The following is a 21,969-nucleotide window of genomic DNA, read 5'->3' on the forward strand; positions in this document are numbered from 1 at the left end:
TTAATTTTCGCGGTTTAGTAAGCTGTTCGGTCTGGCAATTTCTTTTAATTCGCTAAAAGGGATCAGCAATTCTGTAACACCAAATGCATAAGCTTTGATCTCGTAAGGGTTATAGAGAAATTTTAGCCCTTCCTTAGTGATACTAAAATTCTGGTTTAAGGCAAACTTATCGTTTTCGAAGAAGTAATTGTCTTTTAAGCTTTCTTTGGGGCCTATTTTCTCATTCTTTCTGAAAATCTGCTCTGCAATGGCAGCCAACTTAGGCATGGTGCCAGGTAAGATGAGCGAATCCAGTATGATTTCCTGATGGCTTACCGGATTGTAGTTGAGGTAAGTAAAAACACTATTGGGATGCGCGCCACCCTCGTAGTTCACATAGGTATACAGAAACGACAAATATTGCGGTCGCTGTTCTTTGACTTCAACTTTCCCATCCATAAACCAGGTTTGTGCATAGGCTTTATTTTCTTTACTGAAATCGTCAAAGTTCTTAATAAAGGCATTTGTGAATTCAGTATAAGCAGTGTAATGTTCACCCTCACCGGCAGAAGCCATTACCTTTTGTTCAATAAACTGGTTTATTTTTTCGTCTGCAAATACCGGATAGGAAATTACGGCCTTCGAGGTATCTTTTCCGTTTTCGGCCGGCACAGGGTATTTGCTGTATACTTTTACAGAGTCATATTTAAAGGCCAATTGCGCTGCTGCGCTTTTAACCGTTGTGGAATCACCATTTCCGGCCGCTTTTTGTTCGCTATTGCAGGCCGCAAAAGAGGCTGCCAGCAGCAATATATAGAGTTGTTTCATGCTGATTGATTTTAGTTGCTGTTCTCCAGATTTTTAACCTGCTGCAGTTCAGCTACTTTTTCCTTAGAAAAAGAAGCATTCAGCCAGCCTGGTTCCAGCTGGGCATCGTATTTATTATAAAAGTTAATGGCCGGTTCATTCCAGTCCAACACCTGCCAGGTCATGCCATTAAAGTTTTTTTGCGCTGCATCCTTTATTACCGCTTCAAAAAGCAGTTTACCTAAGCCCCTGCCACGGTAGGCTTCGGTTACGATAAAATCTTCGAGGTACAACCTGCGGCCCTTCCAGGTCGAATACCTGGTGTAGTAGATGGCAAAGCCAGCAATAAAACCGTCCTCTTCGGCAACAAAGGCATCCCATACTTTATTTTCGCCAAATCCGGCATCAATAAATTCTTCCAGCGTTACGGTCACTTCCTGAGGTGCCCTTTCATATATGGCCAGCTCATTTACCAGCTCCAGTAAGCGTGCACAATCTTCTTTTTTTGCCGTCCTGATGTTAATGCTCATTCTACTGTATAGTGTTTAATTCGTCTTTTGCCAAAAATACTGCTGCCGATACGCACCATCGTACTTCCCTGGGCTATGGCCAGTTTATAGTCGCCCGACATGCCCATTGAGATTTCCTTAAAATAATCTGCTTTTCTAAAAAAACTTAACTTAATGCCATCAAACAATACCTTGAGTTCTTTAAATTCTTCCAAAGTCTGTTTTTCCTGTGCATGGTTGCTTGCAATACCCATCACACCCACAATACGCACATTTTGCATGGCTGCAAATTCATCAGAACGGAGCAGTTCTACGGCTTCGTCAAAGCCCAGCCCGAACTTTGTCTCTTCATCGGCAATATAGATTTGCAGCAGACAATCAATTATCCTTTTATTTTTAGCGGCCTGCTTGTTGATCTCCGTTAACAACTTTAAACTGTCTACAGACTGAATGAGACTGATGAAAGGGGCTATGTATTTTACCTTGTTTGTTTGCAGGTGACCAATGAGGTGCCATTCTATATCTGCAGGTAAACCGGCCTGTTTTTCAACCAGTTCCTGTACTATGTTTTCACCAAACACCCGTTGTCCGGCATTATAAGCCTCCAAAACTGCATCTGCTTCCTGGTACTTTGACACCGCAATTAATTTAACAGATGCCTGGTCCAGTTCGCTTTTATATTTTAATAAGTTATCTGCTATACTCATTTATCAGTATTTTTGGTAAAATTAATAACCTTAGCGAACTTTGGCTAAGAAATAATGATGTTTTAACATAATGAAGAATTTTCTCTGTATTGTAATGGTCTTTTTTTTTGCTTCCGGGTGTAAACCTGGTATCCCCAAGGATATCATACAGCCTGAAGAGATGGCTAAGGTATTGGAGGATATTCACATTGCCGATGGGTATGTAACCAATTCGCCACATCCCGATTCCATGAAAGTATTGGCGGCAGCTTATTATAAAGGTATTTACAGGAAATACAACATAGATTCTGTATTGTATGCAAAAAGTATGGAGTATTATAACACAGATCCTAAAGCATTTAATGATATTTATTTAAAAGTGACGGCCGAGCTGACGAAAGAGAAAAACAGCATTGTAAAGGCAGATTCTTTATTTAATGCCAGGGAGATAGCAAAGGCCCGGTTAAAGCTGGTAAGGGATTCGACCCGGAAAGCCGATTCGGTTTACTGGCGCGAGCTGATACTGAAACCGGTTGCGAAACCTAAAGATACTGCCGCAAAAGATACGGTGAAAAAGAAAATTGACGTGATCAGATTAAAAATGGACTATAAAGGTCTGAATGATTTAAAATAAGTATGTTGTATCCGGAGAATTGTTTAGAGCGTTTGGGGTTTAATGAGGTAAGACAGCTTATTCATAAACACTGTTTAAGCCCTATGGGGCAACAGATGGTTTCCAAAATGCAGGTCATGACCAAGTATGACCAGATCAATAAGTTTTTAAGGCAAACGCAGGAGTTTAAAAGTATACTGGAAAATCAGGAGCCCCTGCAAATCAGTACCTTTTTTGACATCAAAAGCCTGGCTGATAAAATAAGGGTAGAAGGAACTTACCTGGTAGAAGAAGAGCTTCATCAGATGTATGCATCCCTGCAGACGGTATTTTCGGTGCTGCGTTTTTTTGACGAGCGCAAAGAAATCTACCCAAACCTGGAGGCCCTGTTTGAACACCTCCCTGTAGAAAAGAATATCCTTAAAAAGATAGAAACAGTACTCGATCCTAAAGGCAAGATCAAGCCCAACGCCTCACCGGCGTTGCAGAATATCATAGGCGATATTGCCAGAACAGAACAGGATGTGCGTAAACGCATGGATTCCATTTACAAGCAGGCCGTAGGGAACAACTGGGTGGCCGATGGGAGCCTGACCATGCGTGATGGCAGGATGTGTATACCGGTACTGGCCGAGAACAAACGTAAGCTGAAGGGATTTATTCACGATGAATCGGCTAGCGGTCAAACCGTATATATAGAACCCGAAGAGGTTTTTACGCTGAACAATAAATTGCGCGACCTGGAATTCGATAAGCGCAGGGAGATCATTCGGATACTGATTGCGCTCACCGATGAGCTGCGGCCTTATGCCCCTTTGTTGCTTTCGTACCACGGCTTCCTTACCAAACTGGATTTTGTAAGGGCAAAGGCCTTGTTTGCCATTGAGGTGGAGGCCGATATGCCAGTGCTGATTCCAGCGGCCAGAACCAGGCTGGTGAATGCCAGGCACCCCTTGCTGTACCTCTCATTTAAAGAAGACAAGAAAACAGTTGTTCCATTAAATATACATATTAACGACGAGTTGCGGATTGTACTGGTTTCGGGACCAAATGCAGGTGGTAAATCTGTTTGTATGAAAACAGTGGGACTGCTGCAGCTGATGGTGCAATCCGGCCTGCTCATTCCTGTGCACGAATCAAGTGAGGTGGGTGTATTCGATAATATTTTTGCAGATATTGGCGACGACCAGTCGATAGAAAGTGATTTGAGTACCTATAGTGCCCATTTAACCAAAATGAGGTATTTCGTTGCGCATGCCACACCAAAATCTTTGGTACTGATTGATGAGTTTGGTACAGGCACCGATCCGCAGTTTGGAGGCCCTATGGCCGAGGCTGTGCTGGAAGTGCTGAACAACAAGAAAGTAAGGGGGGTAATTACTACCCACTATTCCAATTTAAAGCTCTTTGCCGGCAATACACCCGGACTGGAAAATGCATCTATGTTGTTTGACAACGACAGGATGAAACCGCTGTATGTGCTTGAAATTGGTAAACCCGGGAGTTCCTATGCTTTTGAAATTGCACAGAATATTGGCCTGCAGAAAGAGGTACTGGAATTGGCACGCATTAAAACAGGTACCAACCAGAACAGGATAGACAGCTTACTGGTAGACCTGGAACGCGAGAAAAAACAGATCTATGATACCAAACTGAATTTATCTAACCAGCAGAATAAGGTAAAAAACCTGGTTGCCGAAAATGAGAAGCTGAAAGCCTTTTTGGAAGAGAATAAAAAGATGCTCATCAAGGAAGCAAAGCTGGAGGCTCAGTCGATCATCAAAAGCGCCAATAAGCTGGTTGAAAATACCATTGCAGAGATCAAGGAAAAACAGGCTGATAAGACGGTGACCAAACAATTGCGGCAAAACCTGCAAAAGGTGCTGGCGCAAAACCAGGTTAAGGAGGAGCGGAAGCCTGAGCCAGCAATCCCTGTAAACCTGAATACACCTATTGAAGTGGGCGATTGGATACAGCTGAAAGACAGTGAAACCACAGGCCAGGTGGTAGAGATCAACCGCGACAACCTGGTGGTAGCTTTGGGCGACCTGCGCTCTGTATTGAAGAAAAACCGGGTGTTCAAAATCAGCAATAAGCAGGCAAAGAAGGCGGCAATCAATAATTCCTATACCGGAAGTGTTTCTGAGGCCATCAGTAATTTTAATGCAGAGCTCGACCTGAGAGGGATGCGTGGCGAGGACGCTTTGCACGAAGTAGAGAAATATCTGGACAAATCCATTATGCTGGGCTTTCCTTTTGTAAAACTCATCCATGGTAAAGGAGACGGGATACTCAGAAAACTCATCAGGGAATACCTGAAAAAATACAGCCAGGTAAACCGGGTGGAAGATGAGCATGCAGATAGGGGCGGAGATGGCATTACGTATGTTTATTTTAATTAAACATATTTAAAATGAGTATGTTATATTAGAGGATGGGATGCTCCCTCTGATTTAATGATACTGATATGAAGACCCTAGCCATCAGCATTTTTGCCTTGCTGCTCTCGATGTATGCCTGTAAAAAGAACAAAACGCCGAACAACCAGGGAGAGCCGCTCCCGGATGTAGAGCTGAAAACACGTACGGTCAGCAGCGGACTTTCCCATGTATGGGAAATGGTCTATGGCCCTGATCAGCAGCTGTGGATTACAGAACGGGCCGGGAAGATCAGTCGTGTAAATCCTCAGACCGGTGCGGTAACCTTATTGTTGAATGTACCTGATGTAGTGGCCAATGGCGAAGGCGGTTTGCTGGGCATGGCCCTTAACCCGCAGTTCAATACCAATCCCTGGGTGTATATAGTTTACAACTACAATTCAGGCTCGGGATATAAAGAAAAAGTAGTACGGTACACCTATTCGGCTAACAGTTTAAGCAGTCCGCTTACCATTCTTGATCTCATTCCGGCATCCTCCATTCACAACGGCTCCAGATTACTGGTTACGGCAGATCAGAAACTGCTGATTACCACCGGAGATGCCAGTGAGGCTTCCAGCGCGCAGAATACCAACTCTTTATCAGGAAAAATCCTTCGGGTTAATATGGACGGAAGCATACCTTCAGATAATCCAATTCCCAACAACAGGATATGGACGTATGGACACCGTAACCCCCAAGGTCTGGTGCAGGTGGGCCAAAAACTTTATGCTTCGGAACATGGACCTAATAACGATGATGAGGTAAACCTGGTCTTGAAAGGACGAAACTACGGCTGGCCAAATGTTGGAGGTTTTTGCGATAAAAGCGGGGAGCAAAGTTTTTGCAGCGCCAACAATGTAGTGGAGCCCTTAATGGCCTGGACACCTACCATTGCTACATCAGGGTTAACTTATTACAATGCCGATCTTATTCCACAATTTAAAAACTCGCTGCTGCTGCTCAGTTTAAAAGGTTCCAGGTTTACCCAGCTGAAACTGAATGACGCAGGCGATAAGATCACAGGAAGTAAAGATTTTTTTATCAACGAATTTGGCCGCTTAAGAGCTATCTGTCAGTCGCCCGACGGTAAAATATACATTGGCAGTAGTAATGGTGGCAGCGATAAGATCATAGAAATTGCCAAATAAGTTGGTCGGTACGCCGGATATAGTATAATTTAGCGTCAAAATCTATATGATATGATCAATAAAGTTGTTTCAGGTGCTGAAGAGGCGATAAAAGACATCGAAGATGAAAGTACCTTAATGCTGGGTGGATTCGGTTTATGCGGAATTCCGGAAAACTGTATTGCTGCCCTTGTAAAAAAAGGGGTAAAGGGGCTGACCTGCATCTCCAATAATGCGGGGGTTGATGATTTTGGGATTGGCCTGATGCTACAGCAGCGCCAGGTAAAAAAAATGGTTTCCTCCTATGTAGGCGAAAATGCAGAGTTCGAGCGTCAGCTGTTGAGCGGAGAGTTGGAAGTAGAACTGATCCCTCAGGGTACACTGGCTACCCGTTGTATGGCTGCCGGTTACGGGATGCCTGCTATATATACTCCGGCCGGTGTAGGTACCGAAGTGGCCGAAGGCAAGGAAGTGAGGAACTTTAACGGCAAAGATTACCTGATGGAGTATGCTTTTGATGCTGATTTTGCAATTGTAAAGGCCTGGAAGGGTGATACTGCAGGAAACCTGATCTACAGGTCGACCAGCAGGAATTTTAACCCGGTAATGGCTATGGCAGGTAAAATAACCATAGCGGAAGTAGAAGAACTCGTGGAAGCAGGAGAACTTGATCCTGATCAGATCCATACACCGGGCGTATTTGTACACCGGATTTTCCAGGGTGGAAACTACGAAAAGAGAATAGAACAACGTACAGTCAGAACTAAAGGATAATCCTATAAAATATTTATATGCTGGATAAAAACGGAATTGCGCAACGTATCGCAAAAGAGATACGTGACGGATATTATGTAAACCTGGGTATTGGCATTCCAACATTGGTAGCCAATTACATTCCAGAAGGAATAAATGTAGTACTGCAGTCGGAAAACGGCTTGCTGGGCATGGGGCCTTTCCCGTTTGAAGGTGAAGAAGATGCCGACCTGATCAACGCCGGAAAACAAACCATTACTACCCTGCCCGGATCTTCTATTTTTGATTCTGCACTCAGCTTTGGAATGATCAGGAGCCAGAAAATAGACCTGACCATTCTGGGGGCAATGGAAGTATCGGAAAACGGTGATATTGCCAATTGGAAAATACCGGGCAAAATGGTAAAGGGTATGGGAGGGGCTATGGACCTCGTGGCATCTGCCAAAAATATTATTGTGGCCATGCAGCATGTAAACAAGGCCGGAGAAAGCAAATTACTGCCTAAATGTACTTTGCCTCTAACCGGGGTAAATTGCATCAAAAAGATTGTAACAGAACTTGCGGTGCTGGATGTATTGCCGGAGGGCGGCTTTAAGCTGATAGAAAGGGCACCTGGTGTGAGTGTCGATTTCATCAGGCAGTCGACCACAGGGAAGCTGTTTGCCGATGGCCATGTACCTGAAATGGTGCTGAACTAAAAAACAAAAAAGGAGCTTACCGCTCCTTTTTTGTTTAATCCTTTTTGCAGTATTCCTTTTTCAGATCTGCAGATATTTCTTCAGTGATCCGGATGATCTCTTCCGGTGTGTCGTTATTGTTTACTACAATGGTTTCACAGCTGCCTTTATAAGGCAGTAAAAACTCCTTATAGGCAGGTACCACATGGTTGTGCCATTTGTACAGCACATCGTCCTCCGGATAGCCACGTTCCATGCCATCCCGCTTGATGCGGCGCTGAAGGGCAACGTTTTCTTCGGCTTCTACAAAAATACGGTGGTCCAGCAGGGCCGCGATTTCTTTAAAATGAAGGATAAAGAGCCCCTCTACAATAATGATAGGAGCGGGATTGATCTCCAGGATCTTGGTAACGGCCAGGGGGTTGTTAAAATTGTATTCCTTCTTATAAATCACCTCACCATTAATCAGTTTCCTGATGTCAAACAGGAATTGCTGATCATCTATGGTAGACGGCAGGTCAAAATTGTATAATTTGTTTTCTTCCTGCGTCATCTCGCCGGCAGGGAAATAATAATCATCCTGTGAAACAAGGGTTACCTCATCATTTTTAAAATGATGCAAAAATGAGTTTAAGAAAAAAGTTTTGCCCGAGCCACTGCCCCCTGCAATACCGATAATGAATGGCTTATTGTTCATTGTCTTGTCCGCCGTATGTTAAATTGCAATAAAATCTCTTGTCTAAAGCACCCAGTGCATCAGCAACAGCTTTTGTCATTACAATGATAACATCTTTTGTGGATTCATTCTCCGTGAATTTACCAACAACTTTGGCGAAGGTAGAGCGATTGGTCATAGGATTGGTAATTTTCATCACTGTTCCTATAGGGGCGGTACGGTGCAGTACCAGCATTTTTGAAGGATCAAGATCAGCATCTGCAATCCAGACCCCTGTTCCTTTTTCGTCAACCTGGTTTAACCCATACCTGCTGGCAGGGTGCCTTAATGTAGGTTCCTTGATCGAATTTAAAGTGTCGGGGTGTGCTGCTGCAGGGGTATAAGCACTTTTTACAGGGTATTGTCCTCTGATCAATAACTTTTGTCCAACATGAAGCGCATTGTCTGTCAGGTTGTTCTTGGCCTTCAACTGATCCATTGTCATTTTATAAGTGGTGGCAATGGAATAAATGGTTTCGTTAGAGGCTACCGTATGTTCCAGAAACGCTTCCTGCTTGTCATTTGTACCGACCTGCTGGTCTTTTTTTGCGGGTATTTCCTCGGGCTTTTTATACCTGTTTTCGGCAGGGATATCTGTTTTTACCGGAGTTTCCTGCTTTTTAGGTTGCACCACTGGAACTTGTGCGCTTTGGACAGGGACGGTTGGTTGCTGCTCTTCGGCCGCTCTTCCTGGTATCTGAAGCACCTGGCCAATCTGCAGGTTTATCGTCCTGAGGTTGTTAACCCTTTTTATTTCGTTTACGGTAGTGCCGTACTTCTCGGCCAGCATGTTCAGGTTTTCTTTTTTCTGAACCACATGTTCGGTTAAACCTGTCTCGGTACTTGTTGCTGCAGTGGCAGGTTGGGTTCCCTTTGCTGCACCAACTGTCTGTGTGCCGAAGGGAATATTGGTAGGTACTTTTACGATGACACCAATCTGTAAGAATTTGCTGTTATTAAAGGTCATGATGTCTTTAGGAAGTACATTATAGCGCCGGGCTATGGAGTAATAGGTGTCTTTAGCAACAACCTGGTGTACAATCAGTTTCTTTCCGTTATGGTTTTCTACGCCTATTGAATCCCTGGTGATGGCATGGGCGGCCGACAGGTTTAAAAGCAGGGCAAAAACGGATACTATATAATATTTATGCATTAATGTCTTTTGTAAAATTTAAACGGCAATTATACGAATAATATAAATAAAGCGTCGGATTCGATTATTAAACGTTCTTTTTTTTATGGTATTGCTTTCCGTTTACACAATTTTAAAAACCATTTTTTAAGTTAGGTGTTGTGAATTCAAACCATCCTGTTTCAGGAACAAAATTTAAAAATAACATCATGGACGCAAAAGAAATCAGTTTAGACGAAAAGCAAGTAAAACCGGTAGTTGATATGTTAAATGATTACCTGGCTAATTATCATATCCATTATCAGAAATTAAGGGGCTGTCACTGGAACATCAAAGGCCAGAACTTTTTTACCTTACACATTAAATTTGAAGAGTTATATACCAATGCACAGTTAACGATTGATGAAATTGCTGAACGTGTGCTGACACTGGGCAAACCGCCGCACAGCCGTTTTGCAGACTACATAAAGGAATCATCGATTAAGGAGATCAATACCATTGGGATGAAAGATCTGGATATGGTAGATGCAGTGCTGGACGATATGGCCAAACTCATAGAACTGGAACGGGAACTGCTGGAGGCTACAGACAAAGCCGGTGATGATGGTACCAATGATATGGTAAACCGGTTCATGCAGTTTAAAGAAAAAAATACCTGGATGCTGCGCTCGTTTGCCGGCAAAAAATAATTACACCTTAAACATTTCGTTTCAGTACATTTCGTCATCTCGAACCGCGGAGAGTGTTTTTTCTTAGCGGTTTGAGATGACGGTTTTATATCCAGGCTCCTTTGCAAAATTGAGACTTAAAACCACAATTCTTTAATATCTTTGGCTGTAATGGGATATCAAAGTTTAGCGGCATGTGTTGCCGACCTCGAAAAGCATGGTCATTTGATCAGAATAAAAGAAGAAGTAGATCCTTACCTGGAAATGGCTGCTATCCATTTACGCGTGTATGAAAAAAAGGGACCTGCATTGTTTTTCGAAAACATTAAGGGGAGTAAATTTCCGGCAGTATCTAATTTATTCGGAACGCTGGAGCGTTCCAAATTTATGTTCAGGGACAGTCTGCCCAAAGTGGAACAGCTAGTGCAGCTGCGTTCCGATCCGGTGAAAGCACTCAGGAACCCACTCAAATTGCCAGGTATAGGCTTTACGGCCCTTACCGCATTACCCCTGAAACAAAGCTTTAAATCCGTATTCAGCAAAACTGCAATCAGCGCCCTACCCCAGATTGTAAACTGGCCCATGGACGGCGGCCCTTTTGTGACCATGCCCCAGGTATACACAGAAGACATCGATAAACCCGGTATACTAAATGCCAACCTGGGTATGTACCGGATACAGCTTGCCGGAAACGATTATGAGCTGAATAAAGAAATAGGTCTGCATTATCAGATCCACCGTGGAATAGGTGTACACCAAAGTAAAGCCAATGCCAAAGGACAGCCGCTTAAAGTCAGCATTTTTGTGGGCGGACCGCCCTCGCATCCACTTGCCGCAGTAATGCCGCTGCCGGAGGGGCTGTCAGAAATGACCTTTGCCGGTGCCCTGGGTAACCGACGTTTCCGTTATTTTTATGATGAAGAGGGTTTTTGTATTTCTGCTGATGCCGATTTTGTAATCACCGGCACAGTATACCCACAGGAAAATAAACCAGAAGGGCCTTTTGGTGATCATTTGGGCTATTACAGCTTAACACATCCTTTTCCTCTAATGAAGGTACACAACGTTTACCACCGTAAGGATGCGATATGGTCGTTCACCGTAGTGGGCAGACCTCCGCAGGAAGACACCAGTTTTGGTGCGCTGATCCATGAGATTGCCGGTTCGGCCCTGCCTAAAGAGATTCACGGTTTAAAGGAAGTGAATGCGGTAGATGCAGCCGGTGTACATCCCTTACTTTTTGCGATAGGCAGTGAAAGGTATACCCCATACTTAAACGAACGCAGGCCACAGGAGATCCTGACCATCGCCAATCATATTTTAGGAAAAAACCAGCTGAGCCTGGCCAAATATTTATTCATTGCTGCCAGGGAAGATGACGAGCACCTGGATACGCATAACCTGTCTGGCTTTATGCAGCATGTGCTTTCACGGATGGATTTCAAAACCGACCTGCATTTCCATACACACACTACTATTGATACACTCGATTATAGTGGTGATGGGCTGAACAGCGGTTCTAAAGTGGTTTTTGCCGCCGCGGGCCCGCAAAAAAGAATACTCACATCGGAGCTGCCGGAAGGGTTCTTACTTTCCGGGCCTTTCAGCGATTTTAAAATGGCTATTCCGGGTGTGCTCGCAATTAAAGGACGAGCTTATATCGATCAGGCGCATGCTGAACAGGAAATGCTTGCGCTGGACTACTGTTTAAAGGGGCAGGATTTAGCTGGCCTGGCTTTGATCGTGTTGTGTGATGACCATGAATTTACGGCCGCCAATATCGATAACCTGGTTTGGGTTACCTTTACACGCAGTAATCCCGCATCAGATATACATGGGGTAGGGAGCTTCATCACTAACAAACACTGGGGCTGTACGGGTCCGGTAATTATTGATGCCCGTAAAAAACCGCACCATGCACCCGAGCTGATCAAAGATGAGAATGTAGAAAGGAATATAGAAAGGTTAGGTCTGAAAGGGGCTTCTTTATACGGGATGTTGTAGTATTAAGGCATTTAAACAGAAAAGGCCAGGATTATACCTGGCCTTTTCTGTTTAATGTGATTTCTCGTTAAAAACGGATTCCAAAGGTAAGGAATATGTTATTGTTACCATTCTTAACTGATGCCACCGGCTCAGAGCCATCGTTCAATACATAAGGGCTTAAGCGGTTCTGCGATTCCATACGCTGATAAGCAATGTCAAAATAATATTCATTGATGCGATAGCCCAGGCCACCACTGTAGTATTTGGTGTCAAAGATCTTATCATCATCATTCTTTAAGGGACTACCATTTAAGCCATAACCAGCACGCAGGCTCAAATTATTGAGCTTATATTCACCACCTATACGGTAGTTCACCGCGGAAGCATACATGTTCTTAATGTCTGCATTGTTATTTACGATTGTTTGATCAGGAGCGCCGCCTCCGTCCATAGAGAAACGAGTGCTGGCATAATCAATAAAGTCCACATCTGCAGAAAGCATCGCCTGTCCGCCAAAAACGTAGCTGGCACCCAGGGAACCCTTCATTGGGGTTCTTAAACGATAAGTATAATTATAGTTCAGCGGGCCGACACTGTTGGGCAATTTTGAACCGGATAGGGTGGTGTAAATGTTTTCAGAGAAATTGTCTTCTACATACAGCCAGGTAGGTGTCTGAAAAGTAGCCCCGATCCTGAAATTAGCTACCGGTCTGAAAATTAAACCCAATTTACCATTGATCCCCGAGCTTTTGGTTTCCTGGCTGGTCACATACGAAAAGCTATAATTTTCTTCGCCTGTATAACCAATAGGCCCCTCTAACGGATCATCATTATATGGATTGACTACGCCGCTTTCTATATATTCTGCATCTCTGACATACCTTCCATTAACCATGCCTATCGAAGCCCCGATGTAAAGCTGGTTGGAAATGTTCAGCGCTCCGGAAAAATTCAGTTCTGAAGTCCCGCCGGCAGCTGTTGAATTTTGCTGCTGTTTGTTTGCGCTACGAGGATCGGCAGTGTAGTATGTAGGCTGGCCAGCAGGAGTGATCTTATTGATCAGGTAATTCTGAAAGGCCATGTTCTCCAATGATCTGGCCTCCAGGTTACCTGAGCCGTTCTTGTTAAACTGTGCCTGTTCTGCAAAATAATTTCGCATGGAGATTTCAGGACTGTTTCCTGAATAGCTGTAATTTTGTGTAAAGTCGTTATTACGGTTAAAGCCAATACCAAATACGGCGCTTAAAACACCTCTTTTGGTGTCCTGTCCCTGCATTTTATAGGTAGGGTTATACCAAACAACGCCCGCCTGATTGATATTCAGCTTGTTGTCTGAACCGCTGCTTTTCTGCCCGAGGTAATCTGATTTGGCTGTCGCTGCATTAAATTCGGGTGTAAAACTAAACTCTGAACGGGTGAAAAGGCCTAATCCGGCCGGGTTACCGCCCAATGAACTCATGTCGCCTCCCACACCAATCTGGGCATTACCCATCCCTTTAAACCTTGCAGAACTTCCGTAGTTTCCGTTGGAGAACCGTATAGCATCGCCTGCATACTGGGCGTATGTGGTGCCTGTAGTAGCTACTATAGCTACCATTAGCATTTGTGTAAATTTCTTCATCTGTGTATTTCGCTTAATTACCTGCCACCGCCTCTTGATGGTCTGCTTGTTCCACCACTGCTGCCGCCGCCGTAGCTGCCTCCACCTCTCGAACCACCATCGCTGCTGCCTCTTGATGGAGGTGGGTTATAAGTTGGAGGAGGAGTATAGGATTCCCTGGTAGGTCTTGTCGATTCCCCTCTGCTTGGTCTTGTACTTTCAGTAGTAGCTGGTCTGTTGCTCGAGCCAGGATTTACAGTATTTCCTCTTGACGGTCTTGAACCCACGGCCACAGGACGGTCAGCACTTTGTCCTCTTGAACTGGAACGTGGTGACAAATAATTGCCATCTCCATAATTCCGGGTCCCGTTATAGCCATTGGCACTTCCACGTGAAGGCCTTGCCCTGTAATCAGGTACGTTGGTGGTTCTGCCGGTATAAAAACCGCCTCCCCAATATCCGCCACCCCAGTAGCCTCCGCCATAATAACCACCACCATAGTAGTTGTTCCAGCCCCAATTGTTATATCCCCAGAACGGCGAATAGTAGTTTCCCCATCCTCCATAATATGGAGAATTCCATATTGAACCGTAAAAAGGACTGTATCCAAAGCCCAGACCCAATGACATACCGTAGTTGCCATACCATCCGCCATCAAAGTACGGATCGTAATAACCTCTCCAGGATGGGCCGTTATTGTAAAATCTATTGATTCTGGAAGAATAATCCATATCATAATAAGGATCGCTGGTACCGTAGTACTCATCGTCCTGAATACTGTCTTCCGACTGCCTTACAGGCACCTGCTGTCTGTATTCCCTGGCCTGGGCCTGGGAATTATAAACATCATCATTCGTATTCTGCTGCGCTAACCTGGGCGCAGAGCAAGACACTGCAACTATAGCTGTCAGTGCAAGCATACTGGTGAATAAATTTGTTGATTTCATAACTATATCCCTCGTTTGTGTGTGTTGCGTTTTTTTGTAGGTATAAATTTATAAATTTGTAGCCTACTGTACAAGTCATTTAACACAAAAAACGTTCCAAACAAGCTATGAGCAAAGGTATTACTAGTAAAAACGAAGATTATTCCCAGTGGTATAACGACATTGTTATAAAAGCCGACCTGGCCGAGCATTCATCTGTTAAAGGGTGCATGGTCATAAAACCCTATGGATATTCCATTTGGGAGAAGATGCAGGCGGTTTTAGACCAGAAATTTAAAGATACAGGCCATAGTAATGCATATTTTCCCTTATTCATCCCTAAGTCATTTTTTTCCAAAGAAGCTTCCCACGTAGAGGGCTTTGCCACCGAATGTGCCGTTGTGACACATTATCGCCTTAAAAATGATGGAAATGGAAATATAATTGTAGACGAAACCGCCAAACTGGAGGAAGAACTGATTGTAAGGCCAACTTCTGAAACCATTATATGGAATACCTATAAAGGCTGGATCCAGTCGTACCGCGACCTGCCGATCCTGGTAAACCAGTGGGCCAACGTGGTGCGCTGGGAAATGCGTACCCGTCTGTTTCTCCGCACTACCGAGTTTTTATGGCAGGAAGGCCATACCGCACACGCTACTGCCGATGAGGCGATTGAAGAAACCAAAAAAATGCTGGACGTATATGCCGAATTCGCTGAGAAATGGATGGCGGTTCCGGTAGTGAAAGGTGTAAAAACCCCTAACGAGCGTTTTGCCGGGGCACTGGATACCTTCTGTATTGAAGCGCTGATGCAGGATGGTAAAGCCTTGCAGGCAGGTACCTCGCATTTCCTGGGCCAGAATTTTGCCAAGGCTTTTGATGTGAAGTTTACCAGCAAAGAAGGTAAGTTGGAGTATGTATGGGCCAGTTCCTGGGGCGTTTCAACCCGTCTTATGGGAGCGCTGATCATGGCGCATAGCGATGATGCCGGACTGGTATTGCCACCAAAGCTGGCACCAATACAGGTGGTTATTGTTCCGATCTATAAACACGATGAAGAACTGCAGAAGATTACCGCTTTTGCTGATGAACTGAGCGCTAAGCTGAAGCGCATGGGCGTATCTGTTAAATACGACGATCGCGATACCCAGCGCCCGGGCTTTAAGTTTGCGGAGTATGAACTGAAAGGCGTTCCACTCCGCATTGCCATAGGTGCACGTGATATGGAAAATGGTACTGTTGAACTGGCCCGCAGGGATACCAGGGAAAAACAAACCGTGATTCAGGATGGATTGGAAATCCACATTGTACAACTGCTGGAAGAAATTCAGGAAAATATCTACAGCAAAGCTTTGAATTTCAGGGATGAACACATTACCGAAGCCAATTCCTATGAAGAGTTTAAAGAATTGTTAGACGGTAAAGCAGGTTTCATTGCTGCCCATTGGGACGGTACGCCGGAAACAGAACAAAAGATCAAAGAAGAGACTAAAGCTACCATCCGCTGCGTTCCTTTAGATAATAAGCTGGAGGATGGGTTTTGTATTTATTCAGGCAAGCCATCCCAACAGCGTGTGTTATTTGCAAGGGCCTACTAAATTTTTACCATGGATACGACGGAAAACTATCAGAAAATATTAAGCGAATTTGAAAACAAAGCGTCACTGAAACAGGCAATTTACAGAAGCACAACGGAGGTCTTCGGATTGCTGAAAAAACAACTTGCCGCCATAGCGCTCAAACTGCAGCAGGATTATACTACCAAAGACCCATCAGTAGAGGTTCATTTTAACGAAAGTAATAAGTTTGAAGCACAGCTTAAATTTTCCGGAGATATGCTGATGGTATCCATGCATACCAATATATTTACGTTTGATCCTTCACATTCCATATACCAGACAAAATACGTCAAGGACGATGATTCTTTAAGTTATTGCGGGATCATTTACATCCACAATTTCCTTGCGGATTCCATCAAGTACAACCGTCTGGCTGATGAAGGCTCCCTGATCGCCCGTATCCTGATCAATAAAGAAAAACATTTTATGGTAGAAGGAGAAGGGGTACTGGATTTTCTGTACCAGGATTTCGCCAATAATGTGGTCGATGAGCAGAAACTGAACGAGATCATCGAACGGTCAATCTTATTTTGCCTGGATTCCGATCTGCTGATCCCTCCGTTTGCGCAAATGAAAAACGTAACTTTAAACCAAAAACAATCTATGCTGGTGGCCAGCGGTTACCCTACAGGTAAACACATGGGCTATCAGTTTAAGGCAGAAACAGAGCAAAACAACAACATATGAAATTTGCAACAAAAGCCATTCATGCGGGCCAGGAACCCGATCCAACAACAGGGGCAGTAATGACCCCCATATACCAGACTTCTACCTACTGGCAGAAATCGCCAGGCGATCATAAGGGCTTTGAGTATTCAAGAGGGACTAACCCTACACGCAAGGCACTGGAAGCTTGTCTTGCTGCTTTGGAGAACGCCAAACATGGCCTGGCTTTTTCAAGTGGCATGGGCGCTACAGATACGGTAATGAAATTACTGCAGCCTGGTGATGAGGTGATAACCGGTAACGATCTGTATGGTGGTTCTTATCGTATTTTTACCAAGGTGTATGCCAAATACGGCATTAAGTTCCATTTTCTGGACTTGTCCAAACCGGAAAATATTGTTCCGTATCTTAATGACAAGACAAAGCTGGTATGGATAGAAACACCTACCAATCCCACCATGCAGATTGTTGACATTGAAGGGATTGCTAAAATCACCAAAGCGCACAAAATACTGTTAACAGTAGATAATACTTTTGCTTCGCCTTACCTGCAGAACCCGATCGATCTGGGCGCTGATATCGTAATGCACTCGGCAACTAAATATCTGGGTGGCCACTCCGATGTGGTCATGGGCGCTTTAATGGTAAATGACGATCAGTTGTATAAAGACTTATGGTTCATTTACAATGCCTGTGGAGCCACACCCGGTCCGCAGGATGCATTTTTAGTGCTAAGAGGAATCAAAACCCTGCACCTGCGCATGAAGGCGCATTGCGAAAACGGGGCCAAAGTAGCACATTTCCTGAAGAAACATCCGAAGGTCGACAAAATCTACTGGCCTGGGTTTGAAGACCATCCTAACCATGAGGTCGCCAAAAAGCAGATGCGCGATTTTGGAGGCATGGTATCTTTTACGCTAAAAGGTGCTGATCTGAAGGAAACCTTCCGTGTTGCCGGTTCCTTTGAGGTATTCTCTCTTGCCGAGTCGCTGGGTGGGGTGGAGTCACTCATCAACCACCCGGTAAGCATGACCCATGGTTCTATTCCAAAAGAAGAACGTGAAAAAGTAGGCGTAACCGATAACCTGCTCCGTTTAAGTGTGGGTGTTGAGGACATTGATGACCTGCTTGCCGACCTGGAGCGGGCACTTAAATAACCAGCATTGGAATTTTTAGAATTAAAGGATTTTTTAGAGGTAAAGGTAACACAATACAACCGGCCTGATTTTATCGAGAATGATCCGATCTGCATTCCACATCGGTTTTCAAAGAAACAGGATATAGAAATTGCCGCATTTTTTGCTGCAATTTTGGCCTGGGGCCAACGTAAGACCATCATCAATAAATGCAGGGAACTGCTGGAAAGAATGGACAATGATCCGCATCATTTTATGCTGGAACATACCGACGCAGACCTGAAGCGCCTGCTGGGTTTTAAACACCGTACCTTTAACGATACCGACCTGTTGTATTTTGTTGCATTCTTTCAGCAGCATTACCGCCAGTCGGATAGCCTGGAAACGGCTTTCCTTTCGCCAGGCAATAGTTTTCAGACAGATTTTATTTCCACGCAGGTCATTGGGAATTATGCTGCATATGCCTCGTCCAGCTGCATGCTTTCCGAACTGAACCAGCAGGTGCCCAGGATCGAGCAGGCGCTCAATTATTTTCGTTCCTATTTTTTCTCTTTGCCGGATTATCCCAGACGAACCATTAAACACATTTCCTCTCCCCTGCAAAAATCGACCTGTAAGCGTTTAAATATGTTTTTAAGGTGGATGGTGCGCCGCGATGATAAAGGTGTTGATTTTGGGATCTGGAATAACTTAAAACCGTCTGACCTGATCTGTCCTTGCGATGTACATGTAGATAGGGTAGCACGCAGGCTGGGCATAATTGAAAGGAAACAGACCGACTGGAAAACTGCCTTGGAATTAACCGAACGTTTACGTGAATTCGATCCTGATGATCCTGTGAAATATGATTTTGCTTTGTTTGGTTTAGGCGTCGAGGAGAAGTTCTAATATTTATTTGTCGTATTTTTAAAAAGGATTGTGATGTTCGGACTGGAATTATTTGCCCGCTTCGCTAAATGGGCAAATCTTCCTATGTCCTCACATTAACAGTCCTTTTTTTGGATGCGAAAACATCCGGGAAAATCATAATTTTAACTTTGATATATTTCAATTTCATATGATAAGCTTTAAAGCAGAAATAGAGCGTTTCGACGAAATGGGCGAAAAATCGGGCTGGACCTATGTGTTCGTTCCCCAGGTTATTGCCAATCAGATCAAGGCCGGTTGCCGAAAAAGCTTCCGGGTAAAAGGAAAGCTCGATCAGGTTCAGATTGAAGGTATATCGCTGGTGCCAATGGGCGAAGGTGATTTCATTATGGCATTGAACGGTACCCTGCGCAAAAAACTCAGAAAAGAAAAAGGGGGCGTGCTTGAACTCCAGCTGGAAGAAGATACTGCCTTTAAAATAGAGATGCCGGAAGACCTGGAGCTTTGCCTGTCAGATGAGCCACACTTGCTAAAGAACTTCCTGAAACAACCGAAATCACACCAGAACTGGTATATCAACTGGCTCAATACCGCTAAAACAGAACCTACCCGTACCAAACGCATCGTAAAGATTGTGGCTGCGATGGATAAGGACTGGGATTTTGGTACCATGATGCGCGACGGCAAGCCTAGGCCGGACGATCGTACTTCCTGAACCAGCTCCAGACCTTCATCTGGATTACCCCAATAAAAGCTTCCCTGAAAATCCGTGTACTCATTTTTGAAACCCCTTCTGTACGGTCTGTAAAGATGATCGGTACTTCTACTACTTTAAACCCGTATTTAATGGCTGTAAACTTCATCTCTATCTGGAAAGCATAGCCTACAAATTTGATTTTATCCAACGGTATGGTAGCCAGTACCCGTCGGCGGTAGCATTTAAAACCTGCCGTGGCATCCTGTATATCGATGCGGGTAATGAGCCTCACATACATGGAAGCAAAGTAAGACATCAATACACGGCTCATGGGCCAGTTCACTACATTTACCCCGTTTACATACCTGGAGCCAATAGCCACGTCAGCGCCGTTTTCACAGGCATTCCTGAGCCTCACCAGGTCTTCAGGATTATGCGAAAAATCGGCATCCATCTCAAAGATGTATGCATACTGGGTGCGTTCCAAAGCCCATTTAAAACCATGAATATAGGCAGTTCCCAATCCCAGCTTACCTGTTCGCTGTTCAAGATGCAGGGCAGGGTATTCCTGCTGCAGTTTTTTTACAATGTCAGCCGTGCCATCAGGTGATCCGTCATCAATAATTAAGATCTCAAAAAAGTAATTCAGTGAAAAAACCTTTCTGATGATCTTTTCTACGTTTTCCTTTTCGTTGTAGGTAGGAATAATAATTAAACTGTCTGACACGGAAAATAAATTAAGTAGCGAAATTATGGATTCTAAATGAAAAAACCCGTAACCAAAGCAAGGCTACGGGTTAAAAAATGTTAAAAGTAAAGCCGCTAGCTAACTTCCTGCATCAGCTTTTTAACCACAGGCGAAATGACAAGCAGAATTATACCTGCTATTAAGGCATAAATACCCAATTGTTTATATCCCTCTGTATAGGTCATCAGTTTTTGTACAAGAGTATCATTTTCACTTGCTTCAGCCATTCCTGCGCCTAGTAAACCGGCCACATACTGACCATATGCGCTGGCCAGGAACCACATGCCCATCATCACACCCTGCAGTTTAACCGGGGATAATTTGGTCATGATGGAAAGTCCGATAGGAGAAAGGCAGAGTTCACCAAATGTCATGACCAGGTAGGCCATGGTAAATACGTCCAGGGATGCAATACCTTGTCCATTGGTAAAGAAACGTGTGCTATAAAAAATAAAGAACGATCCTGCAAGAAATAAAAAAGCAAGTCCGAATTTAACTACCGTATTGGGTTCTATTTTCTTTTTGGCCAAAGCTATCCAGATCAGACTGAACAGGAAAGCAAAAATGATCACAAAGAGGGAGTTCGCAGAATTATTGACCCCATTGGGGTCAAGTTTGATACTCCCTAAAACCGTGTTGTCGAGGTTTCGTGCCGCAAACAAGCTCAGCGATCCGCCACATTGCTCAAAAAATGCCCAGAACAACACAGAAAAGAAAATGAATACCAATGCTGCGATCAGCTTTTTGCGCTCCGCCCAGCCATACCTGCCCATTTCATAAAGGAGATAGAGTAGAGTGGCCGGACCGATGGTATACATGAACCAGTCGGTATACTGGGTTTTGGCGACCATGATCATAATTACCGGAACAATAGCAAGCGAGCCGATATACACGGCGTAATCGTACCATTTTTTATTTACCGATCTGCGTTTCACCTGTACAGGCTCCGTCATCACTTTGTCGTCAATACCTGCCAGGTTAATGTCGGTAATTTCTTCATCCTCACCTGGAGGCAGACCAATAGGCCCCATTTTTTTCTGGGTAAAAAGAAAAGTGATCAGGCTGATGGTCATCACAATAGCAGCCAGGCCAAAGGCCAGGTGCCAGGAATATTGTTTTCCGATAGTTATACAGGCATAACCGCCCAATAGCGCGCCAATATTGATACCGGCGTAAAAAACCGAGAAACCGGCATCCCTGCGGGCATCACCAGCCTTATACAGTTTTCCTACCATTGTCGAAATATTGGGTTTAAAAAAACCTGTTCCTACAACAGTAAAGCTAATCCCCAGAAAAAAAAACTGGTGTGGATCATAGGCCAGAATACCACTGCCTATGATCATCAGGATGCCACCCCAGAACAGGGATTTGCGGAAGCCGAGTATCTTGTCAGCAAATAGGCCACCTATAAACGTAAAGGCGTAAACAAAAGCCTGGGTTGCGCCATACTGCAGATTCGCATCAACATCCTTCATAAACAGTTGCGTAACCATAAAATAGGTCAGCATGCCCCTCATTCCATAAAAGCAGAAACGTTCCCACATTTCTGAAAAGAAAAGCGCCCAAAGCTGCTTAGGGTACTTTCCTTTAAAATTCTGAATTTCTTCTAAAGACAATTGTTTAGCCATGTTCTGA

21 protein-coding genes are annotated in these 21,969 nt (G+C 44.2%); 12 read left to right on the forward strand and 9 right to left on the reverse strand.

The features are described 5' to 3' along the window. The 3 genes from ABIE26_RS19205 to ABIE26_RS19215 are packed head-to-tail and all read right to left on the reverse strand — an operon-like array spanning position 1 to position 2,002. Positions 1–807, reverse strand: coding sequence for a DUF3298 and DUF4163 domain-containing protein (locus ABIE26_RS19205; RefSeq protein ID WP_310144940.1), 807 nt, complete (start codon positions 805–807; stop codon positions 1–3). A gap of 11 nt (positions 808–818) precedes the next feature. Further along, on the reverse strand, positions 819–1,316 hold the full coding sequence (locus tag ABIE26_RS19210; protein WP_310144942.1) for a GNAT family N-acetyltransferase: 498 nt from the start codon (positions 1,314–1,316) through the stop codon (positions 819–821). Beyond that, positions 1,313–2,002 (reverse strand): YggS family pyridoxal phosphate-dependent enzyme, encoded by a 690-nt coding sequence (locus tag ABIE26_RS19215; RefSeq protein WP_310144944.1) that lies wholly within the window; start codon positions 2,000–2,002, stop codon positions 1,313–1,315. The genes ABIE26_RS19210 and ABIE26_RS19215 overlap by 4 nt, the downstream gene beginning before the upstream one ends. A 70-nt stretch (positions 2,003–2,072) precedes the next feature. Between ABIE26_RS19215 and ABIE26_RS19220 the strand changes: the two genes are divergently transcribed. From ABIE26_RS19220 to ABIE26_RS19240, 5 genes are all read left to right on the forward strand, one after another. Then, positions 2,073–2,615: a DUF4296 domain-containing protein gene (locus ABIE26_RS19220; RefSeq protein ID WP_310144946.1), complete on the forward strand. Its 543-nt coding sequence runs from the start codon at positions 2,073–2,075 to the stop codon at positions 2,613–2,615. 2 nt (positions 2,616–2,617) lie between these two features. After that, the gene (locus tag ABIE26_RS19225; protein WP_310144947.1) at positions 2,618–4,996 is read left to right on the forward strand and encodes an endonuclease MutS2; all 2,379 of its coding nucleotides are present in this window, start codon (positions 2,618–2,620) and stop codon (positions 4,994–4,996) included. Between the two features lie 65 nt (positions 4,997–5,061). Beyond that, on the forward strand, positions 5,062–6,162 hold the full coding sequence (locus ABIE26_RS19230) for a PQQ-dependent sugar dehydrogenase (protein WP_310144948.1): 1,101 nt from the start codon (positions 5,062–5,064) through the stop codon (positions 6,160–6,162). Positions 6,163–6,213: 51 nt separating this feature from the next. Next, positions 6,214–6,915: a CoA transferase subunit A gene (locus ABIE26_RS19235; RefSeq protein WP_310144950.1), complete on the forward strand. Its 702-nt coding sequence runs from the start codon at positions 6,214–6,216 to the stop codon at positions 6,913–6,915. 17 nt (positions 6,916–6,932) lie between these two features. Continuing rightward, positions 6,933–7,592 (forward strand): CoA transferase subunit B, encoded by a 660-nt coding sequence (locus ABIE26_RS19240; RefSeq protein WP_310144952.1) that lies wholly within the window; start codon positions 6,933–6,935, stop codon positions 7,590–7,592. Between the two features lie 34 nt (positions 7,593–7,626). Here ABIE26_RS19240 and ABIE26_RS19245 read toward each other — a convergent pair whose 3' ends face one another. Beyond that, complete coding sequence (locus ABIE26_RS19245) at positions 7,627–8,268, reverse strand: uridine kinase family protein (protein WP_310144953.1); 642 nt, start codon at positions 8,266–8,268, stop codon at positions 7,627–7,629. Beyond that, entirely contained in the window at positions 8,258–9,439 is a 1,182-nt protein-coding gene (locus ABIE26_RS19250) for a LysM peptidoglycan-binding domain-containing protein (protein ID WP_310144955.1), read from the reverse strand. The genes ABIE26_RS19245 and ABIE26_RS19250 overlap by 11 nt, the downstream gene beginning before the upstream one ends. Before the next feature lie 188 nt (positions 9,440–9,627). Here ABIE26_RS19250 and ABIE26_RS19255 point away from each other — a divergent pair, with 188 nt between their 5' ends. Together ABIE26_RS19255 and ABIE26_RS19260 are read left to right on the forward strand one after the other, a co-directional pair. Beyond that, complete coding sequence (locus ABIE26_RS19255; protein WP_084239538.1) at positions 9,628–10,107, forward strand: Dps family protein; 480 nt, start codon at positions 9,628–9,630, stop codon at positions 10,105–10,107. A 150-nt stretch (positions 10,108–10,257) separates the two neighbouring features. Beyond that, positions 10,258–12,090 (forward strand): UbiD family decarboxylase, encoded by a 1,833-nt coding sequence (locus ABIE26_RS19260; RefSeq protein WP_310144958.1) that lies wholly within the window; start codon positions 10,258–10,260, stop codon positions 12,088–12,090. 67 nt (positions 12,091–12,157) lie between these two features. On the opposite strand, the gene ABIE26_RS19265 is transcribed toward ABIE26_RS19260, so the two are convergent. Together ABIE26_RS19265 and ABIE26_RS19270 are read right to left on the reverse strand one after the other, a co-directional pair. Continuing rightward, positions 12,158–13,693: an OmpP1/FadL family transporter gene (locus ABIE26_RS19265; protein WP_310144959.1), complete on the reverse strand. Its 1,536-nt coding sequence runs from the start codon at positions 13,691–13,693 to the stop codon at positions 12,158–12,160. Between the two features lie 17 nt (positions 13,694–13,710). Next, positions 13,711–14,619: a hypothetical protein gene (locus ABIE26_RS19270; protein WP_310144961.1), complete on the reverse strand. Its 909-nt coding sequence runs from the start codon at positions 14,617–14,619 to the stop codon at positions 13,711–13,713. 107 nt (positions 14,620–14,726) lie between these two features. Here ABIE26_RS19270 and proS point away from each other — a divergent pair, with 107 nt between their 5' ends. The 5 genes from proS (at position 14,727) to ABIE26_RS19295 (ending at position 19,604) form a co-directional block, all read left to right on the forward strand. Further along, positions 14,727–16,199 carry a proline--tRNA ligase gene (gene proS, locus ABIE26_RS19275; RefSeq protein ID WP_310144963.1) on the forward strand — a complete coding sequence of 491 codons (1,473 nt, stop codon included), beginning with the start codon at positions 14,727–14,729 and terminating at the stop codon, positions 16,197–16,199. A 9-nt stretch (positions 16,200–16,208) separates the two neighbouring features. Continuing rightward, on the forward strand, positions 16,209–16,907 hold the full coding sequence (locus ABIE26_RS19280; protein WP_310144965.1) for a hypothetical protein: 699 nt from the start codon (positions 16,209–16,211) through the stop codon (positions 16,905–16,907). Beyond that, entirely contained in the window at positions 16,904–18,043 is a 1,140-nt protein-coding gene (locus ABIE26_RS19285) for a cystathionine gamma-synthase (RefSeq protein ID WP_310144967.1), read from the forward strand. Before ABIE26_RS19280 ends, ABIE26_RS19285 begins: the two co-directional genes overlap by 4 nt. Positions 18,044–18,049: 6 nt before the next feature. Beyond that, positions 18,050–18,910, forward strand: a complete 861-nt coding sequence (locus ABIE26_RS19290; RefSeq protein WP_310144968.1) for a TIGR02757 family protein — start codon at positions 18,050–18,052, stop codon at positions 18,908–18,910. A gap of 169 nt (positions 18,911–19,079) precedes the next feature. Next, the gene (locus tag ABIE26_RS19295; RefSeq protein ID WP_310144970.1) at positions 19,080–19,604 is read left to right on the forward strand and encodes a YdeI/OmpD-associated family protein; all 525 of its coding nucleotides are present in this window, start codon (positions 19,080–19,082) and stop codon (positions 19,602–19,604) included. Here ABIE26_RS19295 and ABIE26_RS19300 read toward each other — a convergent pair. Beyond that, the gene (locus ABIE26_RS19300; RefSeq protein WP_310144972.1) at positions 19,579–20,313 is read right to left on the reverse strand and encodes a polyprenol monophosphomannose synthase; all 735 of its coding nucleotides are present in this window, start codon (positions 20,311–20,313) and stop codon (positions 19,579–19,581) included. The genes ABIE26_RS19295 and ABIE26_RS19300 overlap by 26 nt on opposite strands. A gap of 95 nt (positions 20,314–20,408) precedes the next feature. Then, a complete protein-coding gene (locus ABIE26_RS19305) occupies positions 20,409–21,962 on the reverse strand; it encodes a peptide MFS transporter (RefSeq protein WP_084236629.1) in 1,554 nt (517 codons plus the stop codon). Between the last annotated feature and the right edge of the window lie 7 nt (positions 21,963–21,969).

The sequence above is a fragment of the Pedobacter africanus genome (genome assembly GCF_040548825.1).
GTDB lineage: Bacteria > Bacteroidota > Bacteroidia > Sphingobacteriales > Sphingobacteriaceae > Pedobacter > Pedobacter africanus_A.